General features: G+C 65.2%; 17 protein-coding genes. 11 read left to right on the top strand and 6 right to left on the bottom strand.

Features of this window, described 5'->3' with window-relative positions:
• Positions 1-31: 31 nt before the first annotated feature.
• Positions 32-1,222 carry a PLP-dependent transferase gene (locus FHS48_RS19120; RefSeq protein WP_184266314.1) on the top strand — a complete coding sequence of 397 codons (1,191 nt, stop codon included), beginning with the start codon at positions 32-34 and terminating at the stop codon, positions 1,220-1,222.
• Between the two features lie 73 nt (positions 1,223-1,295).
• Here the strand turns inward: FHS48_RS19120 and FHS48_RS19115 are convergent, their stop codons facing one another.
• Entirely contained in the window at positions 1,296-3,500 is a 2,205-nt protein-coding gene (locus FHS48_RS19115; protein WP_260402598.1) for a TonB-dependent siderophore receptor, read from the bottom strand.
• A 264-nt stretch (positions 3,501-3,764) separates the two neighbouring features.
• Here FHS48_RS19115 and FHS48_RS19110 point away from each other — a divergent pair, with 264 nt between their 5' ends.
• The 3 genes from FHS48_RS19110 to FHS48_RS19100 all read left to right on the top strand — a co-directional run bounded on the left by FHS48_RS19110 (position 3,765) and on the right by FHS48_RS19100 (position 6,155).
• Positions 3,765-4,319: a sigma-70 family RNA polymerase sigma factor gene (locus FHS48_RS19110; protein ID WP_184266308.1), complete on the top strand. Its 555-nt coding sequence runs from the start codon at positions 3,765-3,767 to the stop codon at positions 4,317-4,319.
• Positions 4,320-4,433: 114 nt separating this feature from the next.
• Entirely contained in the window at positions 4,434-5,081 is a 648-nt protein-coding gene (locus tag FHS48_RS19105) for a LysE family translocator (RefSeq protein ID WP_184266305.1), read from the top strand.
• 75 nt (positions 5,082-5,156) lie between these two features.
• Positions 5,157-6,155 carry an MBL fold metallo-hydrolase gene (locus tag FHS48_RS19100; RefSeq protein WP_184266301.1) on the top strand — a complete coding sequence of 333 codons (999 nt, stop codon included), beginning with the start codon at positions 5,157-5,159 and terminating at the stop codon, positions 6,153-6,155.
• A 45-nt stretch (positions 6,156-6,200) separates the two neighbouring features.
• Here the strand turns inward: FHS48_RS19100 and paaE are convergent, their stop codons facing one another.
• The 5 genes from paaE to paaA form a co-directional block, all read right to left on the bottom strand.
• Positions 6,201-7,289 carry a 1,2-phenylacetyl-CoA epoxidase subunit PaaE gene (paaE, locus tag FHS48_RS19095; protein ID WP_184266298.1) on the bottom strand — a complete coding sequence of 363 codons (1,089 nt, stop codon included), beginning with the start codon at positions 7,287-7,289 and terminating at the stop codon, positions 6,201-6,203.
• A gap of 19 nt (positions 7,290-7,308) precedes the next feature.
• Positions 7,309-7,815: a 1,2-phenylacetyl-CoA epoxidase subunit PaaD gene (paaD, locus tag FHS48_RS19090; protein WP_184266295.1), complete on the bottom strand. Its 507-nt coding sequence runs from the start codon at positions 7,813-7,815 to the stop codon at positions 7,309-7,311.
• On the bottom strand, positions 7,809-8,573 hold the full coding sequence (gene paaC / locus FHS48_RS19085; RefSeq protein ID WP_184266292.1) for a 1,2-phenylacetyl-CoA epoxidase subunit PaaC: 765 nt from the start codon (positions 8,571-8,573) through the stop codon (positions 7,809-7,811). Before paaC ends, paaD begins: the two co-directional genes overlap by 7 nt.
• A 12-nt stretch (positions 8,574-8,585) precedes the next feature.
• The gene (gene paaB, locus FHS48_RS19080) at positions 8,586-8,873 is read right to left on the bottom strand and encodes a 1,2-phenylacetyl-CoA epoxidase subunit PaaB (RefSeq protein ID WP_184266290.1); all 288 of its coding nucleotides are present in this window, start codon (positions 8,871-8,873) and stop codon (positions 8,586-8,588) included.
• Between the two features lie 63 nt (positions 8,874-8,936).
• On the bottom strand, positions 8,937-9,917 hold the full coding sequence (gene paaA, locus FHS48_RS19075; RefSeq protein ID WP_184266287.1) for a 1,2-phenylacetyl-CoA epoxidase subunit PaaA: 981 nt from the start codon (positions 9,915-9,917) through the stop codon (positions 8,937-8,939).
• A 427-nt stretch (positions 9,918-10,344) separates the two neighbouring features.
• Between paaA and FHS48_RS19070 the strand changes: the two genes are divergently transcribed.
• The 7 genes from FHS48_RS19070 (at position 10,345) to FHS48_RS19040 (ending at position 17,244) form a co-directional block, all read left to right on the top strand.
• Complete coding sequence (locus tag FHS48_RS19070) at positions 10,345-10,692, top strand: RidA family protein (RefSeq protein ID WP_184266284.1); 348 nt, start codon at positions 10,345-10,347, stop codon at positions 10,690-10,692.
• A gap of 128 nt (positions 10,693-10,820) precedes the next feature.
• Positions 10,821-11,288, top strand: coding sequence for a DUF3429 domain-containing protein (locus tag FHS48_RS19065; protein ID WP_184266281.1), 468 nt, complete (start codon positions 10,821-10,823; stop codon positions 11,286-11,288).
• 31 nt (positions 11,289-11,319) lie between these two features.
• Positions 11,320-11,937: a GTP cyclohydrolase I FolE gene (gene folE, locus FHS48_RS19060; RefSeq protein WP_184266278.1), complete on the top strand. Its 618-nt coding sequence runs from the start codon at positions 11,320-11,322 to the stop codon at positions 11,935-11,937.
• 60 nt (positions 11,938-11,997) lie between these two features.
• Positions 11,998-13,242, top strand: coding sequence for an SAM-dependent methyltransferase (locus tag FHS48_RS19055; RefSeq protein ID WP_184266275.1), 1,245 nt, complete (start codon positions 11,998-12,000; stop codon positions 13,240-13,242).
• Entirely contained in the window at positions 13,242-14,531 is a 1,290-nt protein-coding gene (locus FHS48_RS19050) for an MFS transporter (RefSeq protein ID WP_184266272.1), read from the top strand. The genes FHS48_RS19055 and FHS48_RS19050 overlap by 1 nt, the downstream gene beginning before the upstream one ends.
• On the top strand, positions 14,519-15,049 hold the full coding sequence (locus FHS48_RS19045) for a DUF3833 domain-containing protein (protein ID WP_184266269.1): 531 nt from the start codon (positions 14,519-14,521) through the stop codon (positions 15,047-15,049). Before FHS48_RS19050 ends, FHS48_RS19045 begins: the two co-directional genes overlap by 13 nt.
• Positions 15,050-15,213: 164 nt before the next feature.
• A complete protein-coding gene (locus FHS48_RS19040) occupies positions 15,214-17,244 on the top strand; it encodes a bifunctional metallophosphatase/5'-nucleotidase (RefSeq protein WP_184266266.1) in 2,031 nt (676 codons plus the stop codon).
• The last annotated feature ends 210 nt before the right edge of the window (positions 17,245-17,454 follow it).

Genomic DNA, 17,454 nt, shown 5'->3' with positions numbered 1-17,454 from the left:
TGTTTTTCGTCCACACTCCCCGGATATCCCCATGACCCATCTGTCTCCCCCTCTTCCGCACCCGGATTTCACCGCCGCGCGGGAAATCCTGTTTGCCCGCACCGACTACGCCACCAACGCCGCCGCCCCGCCGATCTTCCAGACCTCGCTGTTCAGCTTTGACACCTACGAGGACATGGCCGCCGTCTTCGCCGGAGAGCCGCGTCTGGTCTACAGCCGGGGGGACAACCCGACGGTCATGGAATTCGAAAGCCTGACCGCCGCGCTGGAAGGGGCCGAGGCCGGGCGGGCCTTTTCCAGCGGCATGGCCGCCATCGCCGCCGTGGTGATGGCCTTTGTTCAGGCCGGAGACCGCGTGGTGACGGTCCGCAATGTCTATGGCGACGCCTTCAAGCTGTTTGAGAAACTTCTGGTGCCGCTGGGGGTCCGCTTCGATTACATCGACGGCACCGATCCGGAGGCGGTCGCCGCCGCCCTGCCCGGGGCCAGACTGCTGTATCTGGAAAACCCCACCACCCTGACATTTGAGGAACAGGACCTGTCAGCCCTGACCGCACTGGCGCGGCAGCACGGTGTGATCACCGCCATCGACAATTCGTGGGCCACCCCGCTGTACCAGCAGCCGGTGCGCCATGGGGTGGATCTGGTGATCCATGCCGCTTCCAAATACCTCGGCGGCTACAGCGACACCGTCGCCGGGGTGGTGGTCGGCCGCAAGGAGCTGATCGACCGCATCAACGGCCTGACCTATCCCTACCTCGGGGCCAAACTGTCACCGTTCGAGGCCTTTCTGCTGACCCGGGGCCTGCGCAGCCTGCCACTGCGGATGCCGCTGCACATGGCGGGCGGGCTGGAGATTGCCGCCCGCCTTGCCGCCCATGATGACGTGGAACAGGTGTTCCACCCCGGCCTGCGCCCCGGCGGAGCCAACCGCAGCCTGACCGGTTTCGGCGGGGTGTTTTCTTTTGAGGTCAGCCCGGCCATTGATGTCCCGCGTTTTGCCAATGCCCTGCGCCATATCCGGCTGGGGGTCAGCTGGGGCGGACCGGAAAGCCTGCTGGTCCCCCTGAAGGTGGCGGTGCCGGCCACTCCGTCCACCGTGCCCAATCCCTTCTCCCGCTTCGGGATCAGTCCGCGCCTGATCCGGCTGGCGGTCGGGCTGGAACCGGTGGAAAGCCTGTGGGAGGACCTGTCCACCGCCCTGACAGCCGCCCGGATCTGAGACACCGCTGTTTCCCCGAAAGAAAACCCCCGCCGGAGCGATCCGGCGGGGGTTTCTGTGTCTCCTGACCGGATTACCAGCTCAGGGTCAGCGACGACATCACCGTCCGGCCATCCCCGTAGTAGCAGGTGCCGTAATAGCAGGTGGTGGTGTATTCCTTATCAAACAGGTTGCTGGCGGTCAGCGACAGCTTGACGTTTTCCTGCACCTGATAATGGACCGCAGCGTCATAGACGGCATAGCTCTTGTTGGTATCTTTCAGGCCACTGGCATTCAGATTGACGTTGTTGCCGACAAAACGGCCACCGCCGCCGACAGACAGCCCCTTCAGGGCGCTGACAGCCGTGCCGACGTCATAATCCAGCCAGCCGGACACCATATGCTGCGGCACCAGATCCGGACGGGCCCCGACCTTTGAGGCATCGTTGTCCTTGGTGACCTCGCCATGCTGGAACGTATAGCTTGCCATGGCGGTCACGCCCGGCAGCACCTGCGTCCGGCCTTCCAGCTCCAGACCCTTGATGTTGATTTCGCCGGTCTGGTTATAGCGCCCGGACACCGGATCGGACGACACCACGTTGGTCTGGGTCAGATCATAGGCGGCCAGCGTCACCAGCGTGTTGCTGGACGGCGGCGCATATTTGATCCCCGCCTCGTACTGGCGGCCCTTGGTCGGCTCTGCCTTCAGCGGATTGCCCGACACATCGCGGTAGCCATACAGCGCCGCCACCGTCACCGGATCGAAGGATTCCGAATAGCTGACATAAGGGGCGAAGCCATTGCTGAACAGATACGACAGCCCGGCCCGGCCACTGAAGGCAGAATCGGAAATGGTGTCAGACGGCCGGGAGCCGCTGGCATAATCCACCGCCGAAACGTTGGTCCGCACCGCATCGTACCGCCCGCCGAGGGTCAGCAGCCAGTGGTCATCCACCTTCAGCTGGTTCTGCCCGTACAGGCCGACGCTGCTCTGGCGGGCCTTGACGTACTGGTCAGAGATCGTTGCCGCCTGGAGGCTGCCAGCGGCGGCCCCGCTGCCGGTGGCCGAGACATTGAAGACGGAATTGACGTTGCCGCGCCAGGTCCGTTCAGTGCCGGAGGCAATCCGGTAATCAATCCCGACCAGCGCCTGATTTTTCAGCCCCTTGCCGGCCCAGTCATGGGTGACATTGGTATCCAGCGCCAGCGAGCGGGTCTGACCGTCGATCCCGAAGTAATAGCGGTCCATCTGATCGGTTCCGGCATCGTAGCTCGTCAGGGCCAGCGCCATGGAATCGGAATTGATGTAGCTGAAGCGCGCCCCCTGATGGACCGCCCACGCATCATTGAAGCGGTGGCCCACCTCGTACCCGATGCTGGCCTGCTCGGTCTCGAAGGTATCATATTTGGAATCACCCAGCTGGACATCACGCCCGATCCGCCCGACCAGAGCCTGCGGCACCCCGAAGGGGGACATGCTTTCCACCTTCTGGTACTGCGACAGCACCGTCACCTTGGTGCGGTCATTGGGTGCCCAGGTGATGGCCGGGGCAAAGACGGCGCGGTTGTTTTCGCTGTCCTTCACCTGCGTCTCACCATCCCGGCCCAGCGCGGTCAGGCGGTAGGAGAAGTCGGTGCCCTCAATTTTACCGCCGAGATCCGCCGTCGCCTGCTTGGTGTTGAAGCTGCCATAGCCGATGCTCAGCTCGTGCAGCGGGTCCGTGGTCGGGCGCTTGGTGGTGGCATTGATCATCCCGCCCGGCTTGTTCAGTCCGAACAGGGTGGAGGTGGAGCCCTTGAACACTTCCAGCCGTTCCAGCATGAACGGATCAATACGGGCAAGGGTAAAGTCGGTCAGCGACCGTTCTGACAGACCATCGCGGTAAACACCGCGCTGACCATGGTCAAAGCCACGGATCACGAACTGCTGGAAGCGGTCATCCTGCCCCCAGGCATCGGCAAAGACCCCGGCGGTATAGGCCACCGCCCCTTCCAGATCGGTCGGCCCACGGGTTTCCAGCTCCTTCTGGGTGATCACCGTGACCGCCTGCGGCACTTCCGTCACCGGCACCTTGGTCTTGGTCCCGGTGCTGCCTTCCGTCGCCACCCATGTGGTGCTGTCATCCCCGGTCACCGCCGTCCCGGTCACCGACAGGGGTGCCAGCTGGGCAGGGGCCTGCTGCGCCAGCGCCACCGGGGCAGACAGGGCAACAGCGCTGGTCCCGGCCAGAAGGGCCTGAAAAAGCGGCCGCATCCGGCGGGCCTGACGGGAGGAAGGAGGGGGCAGGGTCGGAGACATCCGGGTCACCTCGTCGTAATCCGTTGGGAGAAAAGTTGTTCCCTGTTCTGACGAGCGACGGCGTCAACAATTCAATAAATGAGAATGATTTTCATTATTGAATCTTCCCGACAGCTGTGCGTAGAGTTCGCCCGGCCCGGCAGTTCCCTATGCGGGCTAAAACCCATTCATCACTCTTTCAGGATGTAAAGATCATGACCTTCCGAAGCCTGTCCCGGACCGCCAGCCACGCCTTCGTTCTGACTGCATCCGGGTTCCGACGTCATGATGGCCACCGATCGCTCGCGTAACGCTGCCTGCGCCCCGCTGCTGGACCGTGCCGCCCGCCTGCGCCCGACACTGCTGCGCATCGCCCGCCGCCGGACCGGCTGCCCCTACCGCGCCGAAGATGTGGTTCAGGACGTTTTCCTGAAGCTGCTCCAGACTCCAGCCAAAGAAGCCGATGGCATCACCGATGCCTATATCCGCCGGATGGTCAGCAATCTGGCGATTGACCGCTGTCGGCGCTGCACCCTGGAACGGACGCTGTTTGCGTCCCTCGATGATCCCGACATCACTCCGCCCTGCCAGACCGCCACCGCCGAAACCCGGCTGGTGTCGAACGATGGGCTGCGCCGGGTTGCCCGGGAACTGCGGGGCCTGCCCGACCGGGACCGGCGGATTTTTCTGCTGCACCGGCTGGATGGCATCCCCCAGAAAGACATCGCCGACAGCCACCGTCTGTCGCGGGCCTCGGTCTGCGGCATCATCCGCAAGGCCCACGACCGCTGCGCTCAGGCGGCCGGTGTGTCCGGGACGGGACGGGAGGGCGCGGCATGAGTCACCCGCAGCATCCCCTGACACCGGATCCCCTGACACCGCATCCCTTGACACCGGGTTCCCCCTCCGGCCAGATCAGGCTTCCCCCAGATCCGCCGGTGCCGGAGACCTGTCATGGACCCCCTGTCCGCCGTTATGGCCTTTACCCTCGCTGCCGGGCTGCTGACCGTCACCCCCGGCCTCGACACCGCACTGGTGCTGCGCACCGCAGCGGTTGAGGGGCCGCGTCAGGCCCTGCTGGCAGGAACCGGGATCACCCTCGGCGTTCTGGTATGGGGCCTGATCGCCGCCCTCGGACTCGGCGCGGTGCTGGCGGTATCGGAACTCGCCTACCGGGGCATTCAGATCGCCGGGGCGGTCTATCTGCTGTGGCTGGGGGCCCAGATGCTACGCACGGCTCTGCGGCGGTCGGCGGCCCTGCCGGTGGCGGAAACCGTCGCCCCGGCCACCCGCGTCAACTGGTTCTGGCGTGGGCTGGTCACCAATGTCCTCAACCCGAAGGTCGGGGTGTTTTACGTCAGCTTCCTGCCGCAGTTCCTGCCCGCCGACATGGCCACCGGTCTGCCGTCCATCGGCTTCAGCGTCCTTCTGGCCGGGATTCACGGGCTGCTCAGCCTGCTGTGGTTCGCCGCGCTGACGCTGGCCACCCGCCCGCTGTCGGCGCTGCTGCGCCGCCCGGCGGTGCTGCGGGGTCTGGATGGCCTCACCGGCAGCGTGCTGATTGCCTTCGGCCTGCGCCTGCTGGCAGAACGGCGCGGCTGAGCGTTCCCCCCTTTCGCCGGGGCAGGCGGCATCCCCATATCAAGGGGGTTGTTCTCCCAGACCGGAACCGCCCCTGTGACAGACATCCGCCCGGCCCCGCGCACCGCTGACGGCCGGTTCACCAATACCACGCCGCGCCCGCCCTCTGTTTCCGGCGGGCCGGACCTGAAACTGATCTGGACGCTGCTGTTCAATCCACCGCCGGAAACCCGCCCGGACCGGCCCATCCCGGTCCAGCCCCTGACCCGCGCCGATCTGGACGCCGCCCCCGACGCCAGCCTGTACCGGCTGGGTCACTCCACCATTCTGATGAAGCTGAACGGTGGCTGGTGGCTGACCGACCCGGTGTTCTGTGAGCGCGCGTTTCCGGTGCAGTTCATGGGGCCGAAGCGGTTTCACGCCCCGCCGGTCACCCTGACCGATCTGCCTCCCCTGCGCGGGGTCATTCTGTCGCATGACCATTATGACCATCTGGACCATGCCGCCGTGACGGCGCTGGCCCGGATTACCGATCTGTTCCTGTGTCCGCTGGGGGTGGGGGACCGCCTGACCGGCTGGGGTATCGCGGCGGAGAGAGTCAGACAGTTCGACTGGGGACAGGGGATCACCACCGGGGGTCTGCGCCTGACCGCCACCCCGGCCCAGCACTTTTCCGGCCGCAGCCTGAAAGACGGCAACCGCACCCTGTGGTGTTCCTGGGTGATCGAGACTGGCCGTCACCGCCTGTTCTTCAGCGGCGACAGCGGATATTTCGATGGCTTTACCGCCATCGGCCGCCAGTTTGGACCGTTTGATCTGACGATGCTGGAAACCGGGGCCTATGACGTGCGCTGGCCTTACGTCCACATGCACCCGGACCAGACCGTACAGGCCCACCACGATCTGCGCGGCCGCTGGCTCCTGCCGATCCACAACGGCACCTTTTCGCTCGCCCTGCACGGCTGGCAGGATCCGTTCGAGCGGGTGGCGACACTGGCCGATCAGCACGGCATCGCCCTGACCACCCCGATGATGGGGGAACGTCTGGACCTGACGGCCCCGCACCGTGGGCGGGCGTGGTGGCGGACGGACTGAAAAACAGACCCTGCCAGAGTCTCCCCGGTGCTCCCCGACCGGCCCTTAAGGCTGGTCGAAGTCCACCACCATCCGCTCAGACGCCGGGCGGGTCTGGCAGGTCAGCACATAACCCGCCTCCACCTCTTCCGGCTCCAGCCCCCAGTTCTGATCCATCACCGCCTGCCCTTCCACCACTTTGGCGCGGCAGGTGGCGCAGACCCCGCCCTTGCAGGCGAACGGCAGATCCAGCCCGGCATCCTGCCCGGCATCCAGCACATAATCGCCGCGCGGCATGTCAAAGTCCCAGCGGTCGCCATCCATGATGACGGTGACATGCGACACCGCGCCGGAGGCCGCCGCCTTCCGGCGGGTTTCCTCCCGCGTCGGCCCACCGGCCACCTTCGATGCGCCGGGGGCGGTGAACAGCTCGGCATGAATCCGCCCGGCCTCAACCCCGCCACCGGCCAGTGCCGCCTTCACATCCTCGACCATCCCTTCCGGCCCGCAGAGGTAAAACCCCTCCACCGCCGGGGCATCAAGCAGCACCCTCAGCAGCTCCGCCACCTTGGCGCGGTCGATCCGGCCATTGAACAGATCCACCTCCTGCCGCTCCCGCGACAGCACATGGAACACCCGCAGCCGCCCCATGTAGCGGTTCTTCAGGTCTTCCAGTTCCTCGCGGAACATGATGCTCTGGCTGTTGCGGTTGCCATAGAACAGGGTGACATCGCTGCCCGGCTCCCGCGACAGCAGGGACTTCAGGATCGCCAGCACCGGGGTAATCCCCGACCCGGCGGCAAACAGCACATAAGAGGCCGCCCGCAGCGGATCCGGGGTGATACCAAAGCGTCCGGCCGGTTCCATCACCTGCACGGTATCCCCGGCCTTCAGTTGGGTGGTGGCCCAGGTGGAAAACACCCCGCCCGGAATCGCCTTGACCGCCACCCGCAGCTCGCCGTCATCGGCCCCGGAACAGATAGAATAGCTGCGGCGGACATCGGCCCCGTCGAACTCACGGCGCAGGGTCAGGTATTGCCCCGGAACGTAGCGGAACTGATCCGCCAGATCCGCCGGAACATCAAAAACGATCGACACCGCGTCTTCGGTTTCGGGACGGACGCTCTGCACCCGCAGGGCATGAAAATGGGCCATGATCCAGCAATCCTTGCTGTCAGATGCACTTGAAATAGTCGAAGGGCTCGCGGCAGTCGCGGCAGCGCCACAGCGCCTTGCAGGCGGTGGAGCCAAACTCCGACAGTTGTTCGGTCTGGGCCGATCCGCAGTGCGGGCAGGTCACCTGCGCCGGATGGCCCAGCAGGGCAGAACGCCCGCTGCCTTCCGGCGGGGCAATCCCGGCTTCACGCAGGCGCTGCCGACCGGTCTCGGTGATCCAGTCGGTGGTCCACGCCGGGGCCAGCACCCGCCGGATCACCACCTCGGCAAACCCGGCGGAGCGCAGGGCGGTCTCCGCATCCAGCTCGATCACCGACACCGCCGGACAGCCGGAATAGGTCGGGGTCAGGTCGGCGCTGACCCGGGTCCCCTCTGCCGCCACCGCCCGCACCACGCCGAGATCGACGATCGACAGCAGCGGAATTTCCGGGTCCGGCACCGCGCACAGCGCCTGCCACGCCCGGTCAAGGGCGACCTGATCCCCGCTGAGGACCGGCGTCACCATTGGCTGCCCGGGTAGGCGCGCTGCATCCACTGCATTTCCGCCAGCAGGAAACCAAGGTGTTCACTGTGGTCACCGCGCCGTCCGCCGACCGGCTGCCAGCCATCCACCGGGCGGGTCAGCGTGGCCTCGGTCAGGGCTTCGTCAATCCGGGCCTCAACCCCGGCCCGCAGGGCTTCGCGGTCCACCGCCACTCCGGCCGCGACCAGCCGCTGTTCCGCCGCGTCCATCTCAAACAGCTCATGCAGGAACGGCCACATCTCTTCCAGCCCGGCCTGCATGCGGTCATGGCTTTCGGCGGTACCATCCCCCAGCCGCACCAGCCAGTCGCGGCTGAAGCGCAGGTGATAGGTGCTTTCCTTCACCGCCTTGGCGGCCACGGCGGCCAGTGTGGCATCCGACGACCGGGTCAGGGCCGCCATGAACGCCACGTCAAAGGCATCAAACAGAAACTGGCGGGCGATGGTACAGGCGTAATCGCCATTCGGCTGTTCCACCAGCAGCGCGTTGCTGAAACCGCCGACATCGCGCAGGAAGGCAAGGGCATCCTCATCCCGGCCTTTGCCCTCCACCTCCCCGGCATAGGTCAGGAAGGTGCGGGCCCGCCCGAACAGATCGAGCGAGGTGTTCATCAGGGCAATGTCCAGCTCCATTTCCGGCGACCGGGCGCACCATTCGCCCAGACGCTGGCCAAGGATCAGGCTGTCATCGCCCAGACGCAGGGCGTAGCGGAACAGGTCTTCGGTGTGTGCGGCAGTCATTCCTCCGGCCCCTTACATATGCCCGACGTCGTCGGGGATGTCATAGAAGGTCGGATGGCGGTAAACCTTGTCATCCGCCGGTTCAAACAGGCTGTCCTTGTCCGCCGGGTCGGAAGCGACAATGGCGCTGGCCGGAACCACCCACAGGCTGACGCCTTCGCTGCGGCGGGTATACAGATCGCGCGCATTGGCAATCGCCATTTCGGCATCGGCGGCGTGGACGCTGCCGACATGCTTATGGGACAGCCCGGCCTTGCCGCGCACGAACACTTCCCACAGCGGCCAGTTCACTTTGCTCATGGTATCCTCGATATATCCTGTCGGTCCGGCAGAACCGGGCCCTGATCTCTGGTCCGGTGGGGATTACGCGGCCTTGACGGCGGCGGCCTGACGGGCCTTCTGCTTTTCGGCATAGGCGCTGGCGGCCTCGCGCACCCACGCTCCATCGGCAAAGGTCTTGTTGCGGAAGGCCATGCGCTGGCGGTTACAGGGGCCATGGCCCTTCAGCACCGCCTGAAATTCGTCCCACGGCAGCGCGCCGAAATCGTAATGGCCACGCTCTTCATTCCACTTCAGATCCGGGTCCGGCAGGGTCAGGCCGAGGAATTCCGCCTGCGGCACGGTCATATCGACAAAGCGCTGCCGCAGGTCATCGTTGGAATGACGCTTGATCTTCCACTTCATCGACTGGGCGGAATTCGGCGACTGATCATCCGGCGGCCCGAACATCAGCAGCGACGGGATCCACCAGCGGTTCAGGGCCTCCTGCGCCATCTGCTTCTGCTCCGGCGTGCCCTGAGCCAGCGCCATCATGATTTCGTAGCCCTGCCGCTGATGGAAGCTTTCTTCCTTACAGACGCGGACCATGGCGCGGGCATAGGGGCCGTAGGAGGTGCGGCACAGCGGCACCTGATTGCAGATTGCCGCCCCGTCAACCAGCCAGCCGATGGCACCGATATCGGCCCAGCTCGGGGTCGGATAGTTGAAGATCGACGAATACTTGGCCTTCCCGCTCAGCAGGTCGGCCACCATGTCATCGCGCGAGGCACCAAGGGTCTCGGCGGCGCTGTACAGGTACAGGCCATGTCCGGCCTCGTCCTGCACCTTGGCGATCAGGGCGACCTTGCGGCGCAGGCTGGGGGCGCGGGTGATCCAGTTGCCCTCCGGCTGCATGCCGATGATCTCGGAATGGGCATGCTGCGAAATCTGACGGATCAGGGTGCGGCGGTAGGCCTCGGGCATCCAGTCCCGTGGCTCAATTTTCCGCTCGGCATCAATCCAGTCCTGAAACCGCCGGTCAAGGCTGACGGGGGTCTCGGCAGTGTCGGCGACGGTCTGGCTCACCTTGGGTCTCCCTCGGGTCATACGGCCCCGGCTCAACCGGGCAATCCGCAGATACACCTGCTCTCCGGCAGGCTCGCTCTCTGGAATAAATATAATTCATTTTTTGAGCCATTCCAGAAAAAAGTGAACCATATCTCTCCGGTCATACCCACAAAATCAGGATGGTCGGATCACAAAAGTTTCGAGAAAGCAAAAATATACTGATTATATTCAATATATTAGAGGATGAAAAGCTGACCATCTCACCCGCATGAATCATGATACGATGGACAGGTTATTGTTGCACTGCACCGCCACACCTCGACCGCATCAGGAACATTGGATCCAACTACGGCTTGTGCCGGGCCGCCGGGACGATTAAACCTGTGGCTGACCCGGCGGAACCCCGCGGGTCGACTCCGTTTTTCCCGTTCCAGCGAGGACTCCCATGGCTATTACCCGTATCGATGTCGGCCCGCGCATGTCCGAAGCCGTGATTCACGGCAACACCGTCTATCTGGCGGGCCAGGTCGGCGAACCGGGTGCCAGCATCACCGATCAGACCAAGCAGGTTCTGGCCGCCATTGATGCCCTGCTGGCCAAGGCCGGCACCGACAAGACCAAGATCCTGATGGCCCAGATCTGGCTGGCCGACATCGCCGACTTCGCCGCCATGAACGCGGTGTGGGATTCCTGGGTTCCGCAGGGCCACACCCCGGCCCGCGCCACCGGTGAATCCAAGCTGGCCGCGCCGGAATATAAGGTGGAAATCATCATCACCGCCGCCATCGACTGATCCCGTTTCACCGGGATACCCGACAAAAGCGCTGCCGCCTGCTGACGGCAGCGCTTTTTTATTCCTCTGACAGAACAGACTGATCCGATCCGCGCCCCCTGCCGTAACAACAGGAAAGGAGGCACGTCATGACAGTCTTTTCCCTGCGTCAGAGCGAACAGGCCGCCCGCATTCTTGGCTATGCCGGAGTGATTCCGTTTGTCGCGCTTGCCGGGCTGGCATGGTTGAGCACCACGGTCGGCTTTGGCGGCGTCCGCCCGGCCATGCTGGCTGCCGTTGCCGCTTATGGTGCGGTGATCCTGTCCTTTCTCGGCGCTGTCCACTGGGGGCGGATCATCTCCACCCCGCGGGAAGACCCGCTCGGCAGCCTGTGGCTTCTTGCCTCCGTCATTCCCTCGCTGATCGGCTGGGCCGCCCTGCTGCTGCCGCCGTCCGCCGGGGTCCCCCTGCTTCTGGCAGGCTTTGTTCTGGCCTGGGACGGCGACCGCCGCGCCACTGCCAGCGGGCTGCTGCCCGCATGGTACGGTGCCCTGCGCACCCGCCTCAGCCTGCTTGTCGGATCCAGCCTGATTTTTGTCTGGCCCCTGACCCTGTAACCTCCCCCCATTTTTACTGCGGAGACGGCTGATGAACGCCAACACCCCCACCATTGTGCCCGAAACTCCGTCGGCCTCCGGCCTGCGCCGTCCTGACCGGGCTGAGGCGGAAGCCGCCGTCCGCACCCTGCTGCTGTGGGCCGGGGATGATCCCGACCGCGAAGGCCTGCTCGGCACCCCGGACCGGGTGGCCCGCTCCTACGAGGAATTTTTCAGCGGTTACAGCGTCGATCCGGTCGCCATCCTTCAGCGCACCTTCGAGGAAACCGACGGCTACGACGAAATGGTGCTGCTGCGTGATATCCGGCTGGAATCGCACTGCGAACACCATATGGTCCCGATCATCGGCAAGGCCCATGTCGCCTATCTGCCCGACCGCCGCGTCGTCGGAATCTCCAAGCTGGCGCGGGTGGTCGATGTCTATGCCCACCGCCTCCAGATTCAGGAAAAGCTGACGGCCCAGATTGCCAACGCCATCAATGATGTGTTGCAGCCGAAAGGGGTTGCGGTGGTGATTGAGGCCGCCCATCAGTGCATGACCACCCGGGGCGTTCACAAGCCGGAGGTGTCGATGGTAACCAGCCGCATGCTGGGATCCTTCCGCACCGATGCCGCCCTGCGCAAAGAGTTTCTGTCGCTGATCCGCTGATCCTGCCCCTGACCTGACCCTGCTGTCCCATTTCATCCGTATTAACGACCGAGGTTCCCCATGACCGTCCGGACCCTTGCCTGGCCGTTTCTCGCTACCCTGCCCCGCCACGGTGACCGACTGGTGCGGGCGATCGTCGCCCCCCGGCTGGTCGCCGGGACACTGGAGCTGATCCTGCCGTCAAGGGAGCGTCCGTCGGGGGACCGTCTGGTGTTTTCCGGCACCGAACCCGGGCCGCACGCCGTTCTGGTCCTGCACCGGGTGCGGGCGCTGCGCCGGTTCCTGACCGGCGGAGCCACCGGCTTTGCCGACTCTTACATGGACGGGGACTGGGACACCCCGGACCTGACCACCCTGCTGGAACTGGGGGACCTGAACGACAGCAGCCGCGGCGAAGCCATTTCCGGCAGTCTGCCGGTGCGCCTGCTGCACCGGATCCTGCACCGGCTGAACGACAACAGCCGCCGGGGCAGCCGCCGCAACATTGCCGCCCACTACGATCTGGGCAACGCCTTCTACCGGCGCTGGCTGGATCCGTCGATGACCTATTCCGCCGCCCTGTTTGCTGACGGCGATGCCCCCGGCATGGCCGGTCTGGAACGGGCGCAGGACCGCAAATACCGGGCACTGGCCGACGATATCGGCCTGAAACCGGGGATGACCGTGCTGGAAATCGGCTGCGGCTGGGGCGGGTTTGCTGAAATCGCCGCCCGCGATTACGGTGCCCGCGTCACCTGCCTGACCCTGTCGCAGGAACAGCACGACTGGGCCACCCGGCGGATGGCCGAAGCCGGTCTGTCTGACCGGGTCGAGATCCGCCTTCAGGATTACCGCGACACGGTCGGCACCTTTGACCGCATTGTCTCCATCGAGATGATCGAGGCGGTCGGGGAACGCTGGTGGCCAACCTATTTCTCCACCCTGCGCGACCGGCTGGCCCCCGGCGGCAAGGCCGGGCTTCAGGCCATCACCATCGCCGATGACCGTTTCGAGAGTTACCGCAGCGGCTGTGACTTCATTCAGCGCTATGTGTTTCCCGGTGGCATGCTGCCCAGCCCTGCCGCCCTGACGGCGCAGGCCGGAGCAGTCGGACTGAGCCTGACCACCAGCCGCCGTTTCGGTATGGATTACGAACGGACGCTGGCCCTGTGGGGCGATGCCTTTGCCGCCAGTTGGCCGGACATCGCGCCGCTGGGCTTTGATGCCCGGTTCCGGCGGCTGTGGGACTTTTACATTGCCTATTGCCGGGCCGGGTTCCGCACCGGGGCCATTGATGTCTGCCACGTGGTTCTGGATCGCCCCTGATGCTGCCCCGGGCCCGCCTGACCGCGTATGCCCTGCCCGCGCTGCCTCTGGCCGCCCTCAGCCTTGCCGCCCATGTCCACCTGCCGACGGTCTACGCCGGCGGGATCGGGCTGGCTGCTGCCGGAACCGCCCTGCTGGTCTCCCGGCTGGTGGATGGGGTGGTTGACCCGCTGATCGGGCTGGCCTGTGACCGGGGCCGCCTGCGCCGCCGGGTCTGGATGGCGGCAGCCCTGCCGCTTCTGGCCGTGGCCGGATGGGCCCTGTTCCGCCCCCCGGCAGGGGCAGGAGCCCTCTATCTTGGCCTGTGGTCATCCCTGTTCTATCTGGGCCTGACCGCCCTGCTGGTGCCCTATCAGGCGTGGGGGACGGAACTCAGCCCTGACTACCGCGAGCGGACCCGCATCGCCGGGTGGCGGGAGGCCGCAGCCCTGTGCGGCATGATCGCCGCCCTCGCCCTGCCTGCCGTGCTGGCCCTGCCGGTGGCCGATGCCCTGCGCACTCTGTATCCACCGCTGGTGCTTTTACTGGCGGTCTCTGTCGGGCTGACGGTTCTGGCGGTCCCGGAAATCCGCGCCGCCCCCATCGCCGGAACCGGGGGCCTACGGGTGCTGCTGAACAACCGCCCCTTCCGCCGGTTGCTGGCGGCACAGGGCCTGAATGCGCTGGCCAATGCCCTGCCCGCCACCCTGTTCCTGCTGTTTGTCGGCGACCGTCTCGCCGCCCCGGATCTGTCCGGCCCGCTGCTGCTGGCCTATCTGCTGACCGGGGTGCTGTCGGTGCCGCTGTGGCTGCGGCTGGCGCGGACAGGGGAGAAACACCGCCTGTGGTCGGTCTCGCTGGTGTTGACCGCGCTGGCTTTCCTGCCGGTGGCCTTTCTGGGCAGCGGAGACGGCCCGCTGTTCATCGCCTTCTGCCTGCTGACCGGGGTCGGGCTGGGGGCCGACCTGTGCCTGCCCGCCGCCATGCTGGCCGATGTTACCGATGAGCAGACCGCCCGTACCGGCGACAGCCGGGCCGGACTGTACGTGGCCCTGTGGAGCCTGACCGGCAAGCTGGCACTGGCACTGGCGGTGGGCCTGTCCTTTCCGCTGCTGGAACTGGCCGGATTCCGGCCCGGCAGCGGGCAGGCACCGCTGGCGCTACCCCTGCTCTACGCCGCCGTCCCGGTGGCCCTGAAACTGGCTGCCGCCGGGCTGATCCGCCGCTATCCGCTGGATGCGGTGCGTCAGGCGGCCCTGCGGCAGCAGATGACCATCCCCCGTCCGGAGACACCGCCATGCGCCGGTTAACTGCCCTGCTTTTTCCCGTCCTGCTGTTTCTTTCAGGGTGCACCAGCATGAAACCCGCCGACTTCGCCACCGCCCCGCAAAAACTGGTCCTCGAAGAGTATTTCGCCGGAAAGACCCGGGCCTGGGGCCTGTTCGAGGACCGTTTCGGCACCGTCCGCCGCCAGTTCACCGTCGATATCACCGGCGACTGGAACGGCGAGCGGCTGGTTCTGGACGAAGCCTTCCTCTACAACGACGGCGAGACCGACCGCCGGGTATGGACCATCCGCAAGACGGCGGACGGCCAGTATCTCGGGGAAGCCGGGGATGTGGTCGGTCAGGCCGCCGGGGAAGCCGCCGGGAATGCCCTGAACTGGGCCTACACAATGGACCTGAAGGTCGGGGACGGCACCCTGCGCGTGCGCTTCAACGACTGGATGTTCCTGCAACCGGACAACGTGATCATCAACCGCGCCCGGGTCACCAAGTGGGGGGTGGAGATCGGTCAGGTCACCCTGTTCTTCCGCAAGGGTGACTGAGGCTGAGACAGCCTTCCTGTCGGAGGGAATCGCAGAATTATTTGTAAATGAACGATGTATATTTAATACAAACATCACGGCCCGGTGATTGTTAACGCCCGAACCGTCAGTCCACAGTGCGCCGAGCCCTATCCCGGGCATCGAAGAATCCGGAGCATTGTGTGATGACAGAGCGTATCGGCCTCTCCCGTCGGTCCCTGCTGCGCAGCGGGGCGGCGGTTGCTGCAACCACCGCCGTGGGGACGGTTCTGGGGGCAGGCCTGGGGGCGTTTCCGTTCAAGCCGGCCCTGGCTGTTGCGGCCAGACCGGGCGAAATGAGTGTAATCCCGGGAACTCCCAATCCGACCGGGGGACTGGACCAGCTGTATTGGGTTACCGGTAACCCGCTGGCGGCCCCGGTGACGACGCTGAGCGGGGCCCTGCCCGGCCCGATGCTCAAAGCCGGAGAGAGCCGGACCCTGCGGATTTTCCATTTCAATGACCTGCATACCCACCTGACCCTGCCGCACAAGACCAAAGGGCCGACCCACAAGTTTGCCCAGATGGTGAAGATCATCGACGAGGCGCGGGCCCGGCGGGCAGCGGATGAGGTGATCCTGACCCTGTCCGGGGGCGATGACCACACCGGGTCGGTGTTTGACGAACTGATTGGCTGGTCACCGGAGGAATTTCTGATCGATCCCGGCTATACTGCCTATTCGGCGGCCGGAATTGATATGGCCGCTCTGGGCAACCACGAATTGGATCGGGGCACTGCCGTCCTGCGGGAAGGGTTGCGGCAGAATGCGCGGTTCCCCGTCCTGTCGTCCAACCTCTATGGTTCTCGCACCCTTGTATGGGGGCAGGACTATATGCCCGCTGCGATCGGGGTCCGGAATGGCCTGCGGATTGCGGTCATCGGGCTGACCACCCCGGTGGACAGCCGGGTTGGCACCAAGGAAGACCCCACCCTTGCCGTGGACAGCCCGGCCAAAGCCCTGCGCCACCTGCTGCCCGCCCTGTCAGCCGCCGCGGACTTTACCGTTGTGCTGTCTCACTGCGGGTATGGTCTTGACAGCAACCACGATGGCAAGGCAGGCGCCGACCGGACCCTTGTGGAAGGCGATCTGCTGTTGGCGGAGATCACCGCCGATCTGGCAAAGTCTCCTGCGGTGGTGATTGGCGGGCACACTCATACGGTGCTGAATGCCGATGGACTGGAAGCCCGCAATCTGGTTCGTGGTGTTCCGGTACTACAGGCTGGCGGCCATGGATCGCACCTTGGTGAAGCGGTGTTCCGCATCGGGTCGTCGGGGGCTGTCGCAGCACCGTCGGCGCGCCTGCATACCATCAAGGCACGGGACAACCGGGTCCCCGCCAGCGACCCCAAAGCGGTCGGACTGGAAACCGAAGCCGATTATGATACCGCCTTTGAGGCACAGGTCATTGCGCCCCTTCTGTCCCGTCTGGACAGCCGACTGGCCGCCGTCATCGGCCGCATTGAGGGAGCTCCGGCGATTGATGAGGCTGCCGTTCAGGCCGAACGGTATGTCGGGGAATGCGCTCTGGCCAACTTCCTGACGGACAGCGTGGTGGAACGGTCCAGCCATTTCCCCGGCGGGGGACAGGTCGATGCCGCCCTGTTCAATGCGACGGGGCTGGCAGCGGGCCTGCCGACATCCGGCCCGGTGACGTTCCAGCAGGTTTACGAGGTGAATCCGTTTGCCGATTCCATTCTGATCTGCCAGATGACCGGACGGCAGATTCTGGCAATGCTGACCTCGAACGCCCGCCGGATCGTCCGGCCGGAGGAATTGGCCGGCGGCGGAATTGACGTGACCAAGTATGTGTCCCGCGGCTTCCTGCACTTCTCCGCCGGGCTGCGCTACACCATCGCGCTGGGGGCATCGGTGGCAGAGGCAACGGTTCCGCACGCCAGCATCGGGGAAATCGATCTGCGGGCAAATCCTGACCGCCTGTTCCGCATCGGCATGAACACCTATATCGCCGGAGGCGGGTACGGCGAGGCATGGAACGGCAATCCGATTGGCGGCGGCGTCCCCGGTCAGATCGTCAGCTTCGACATCAAGGCACTGCCCAAACTCGACACCGGACTGGTCTATCGCAATGAGGTCATCGCCCGGATCCGGGAAACCGGCATCATCGCCCCGTCAACCGGTGCCCGCCGCGATGGCCGCTTGCAGGTTATCGCCTGATCTGAACGATCCCTGAAACACAGGCCCGCCGGACCCCGGAACCCGGGGCCCGGCGTCGCCCAACAAGCCCCCCCCGCAAACATCACGGGCTCACGGCCCAGAGCGTTTTAGTCGATTAGAGCATCGAGCCTTTAATCTGATACATATCCTGCATGCTTGAGGTAATTCCAGCATTCGTCGGGAGAGTAGAGATCGCAGATGCTGCCGACG

It is taken from the genome of Novispirillum itersonii (assembly GCF_014205675.1).
In the GTDB taxonomy this organism is placed as follows: domain Bacteria; phylum Pseudomonadota; class Alphaproteobacteria; order Rhodospirillales; family Rhodospirillaceae; genus Novispirillum; species Novispirillum itersonii_A.
This window is presented reverse-complemented; position numbering and strand designations above follow the sequence as displayed.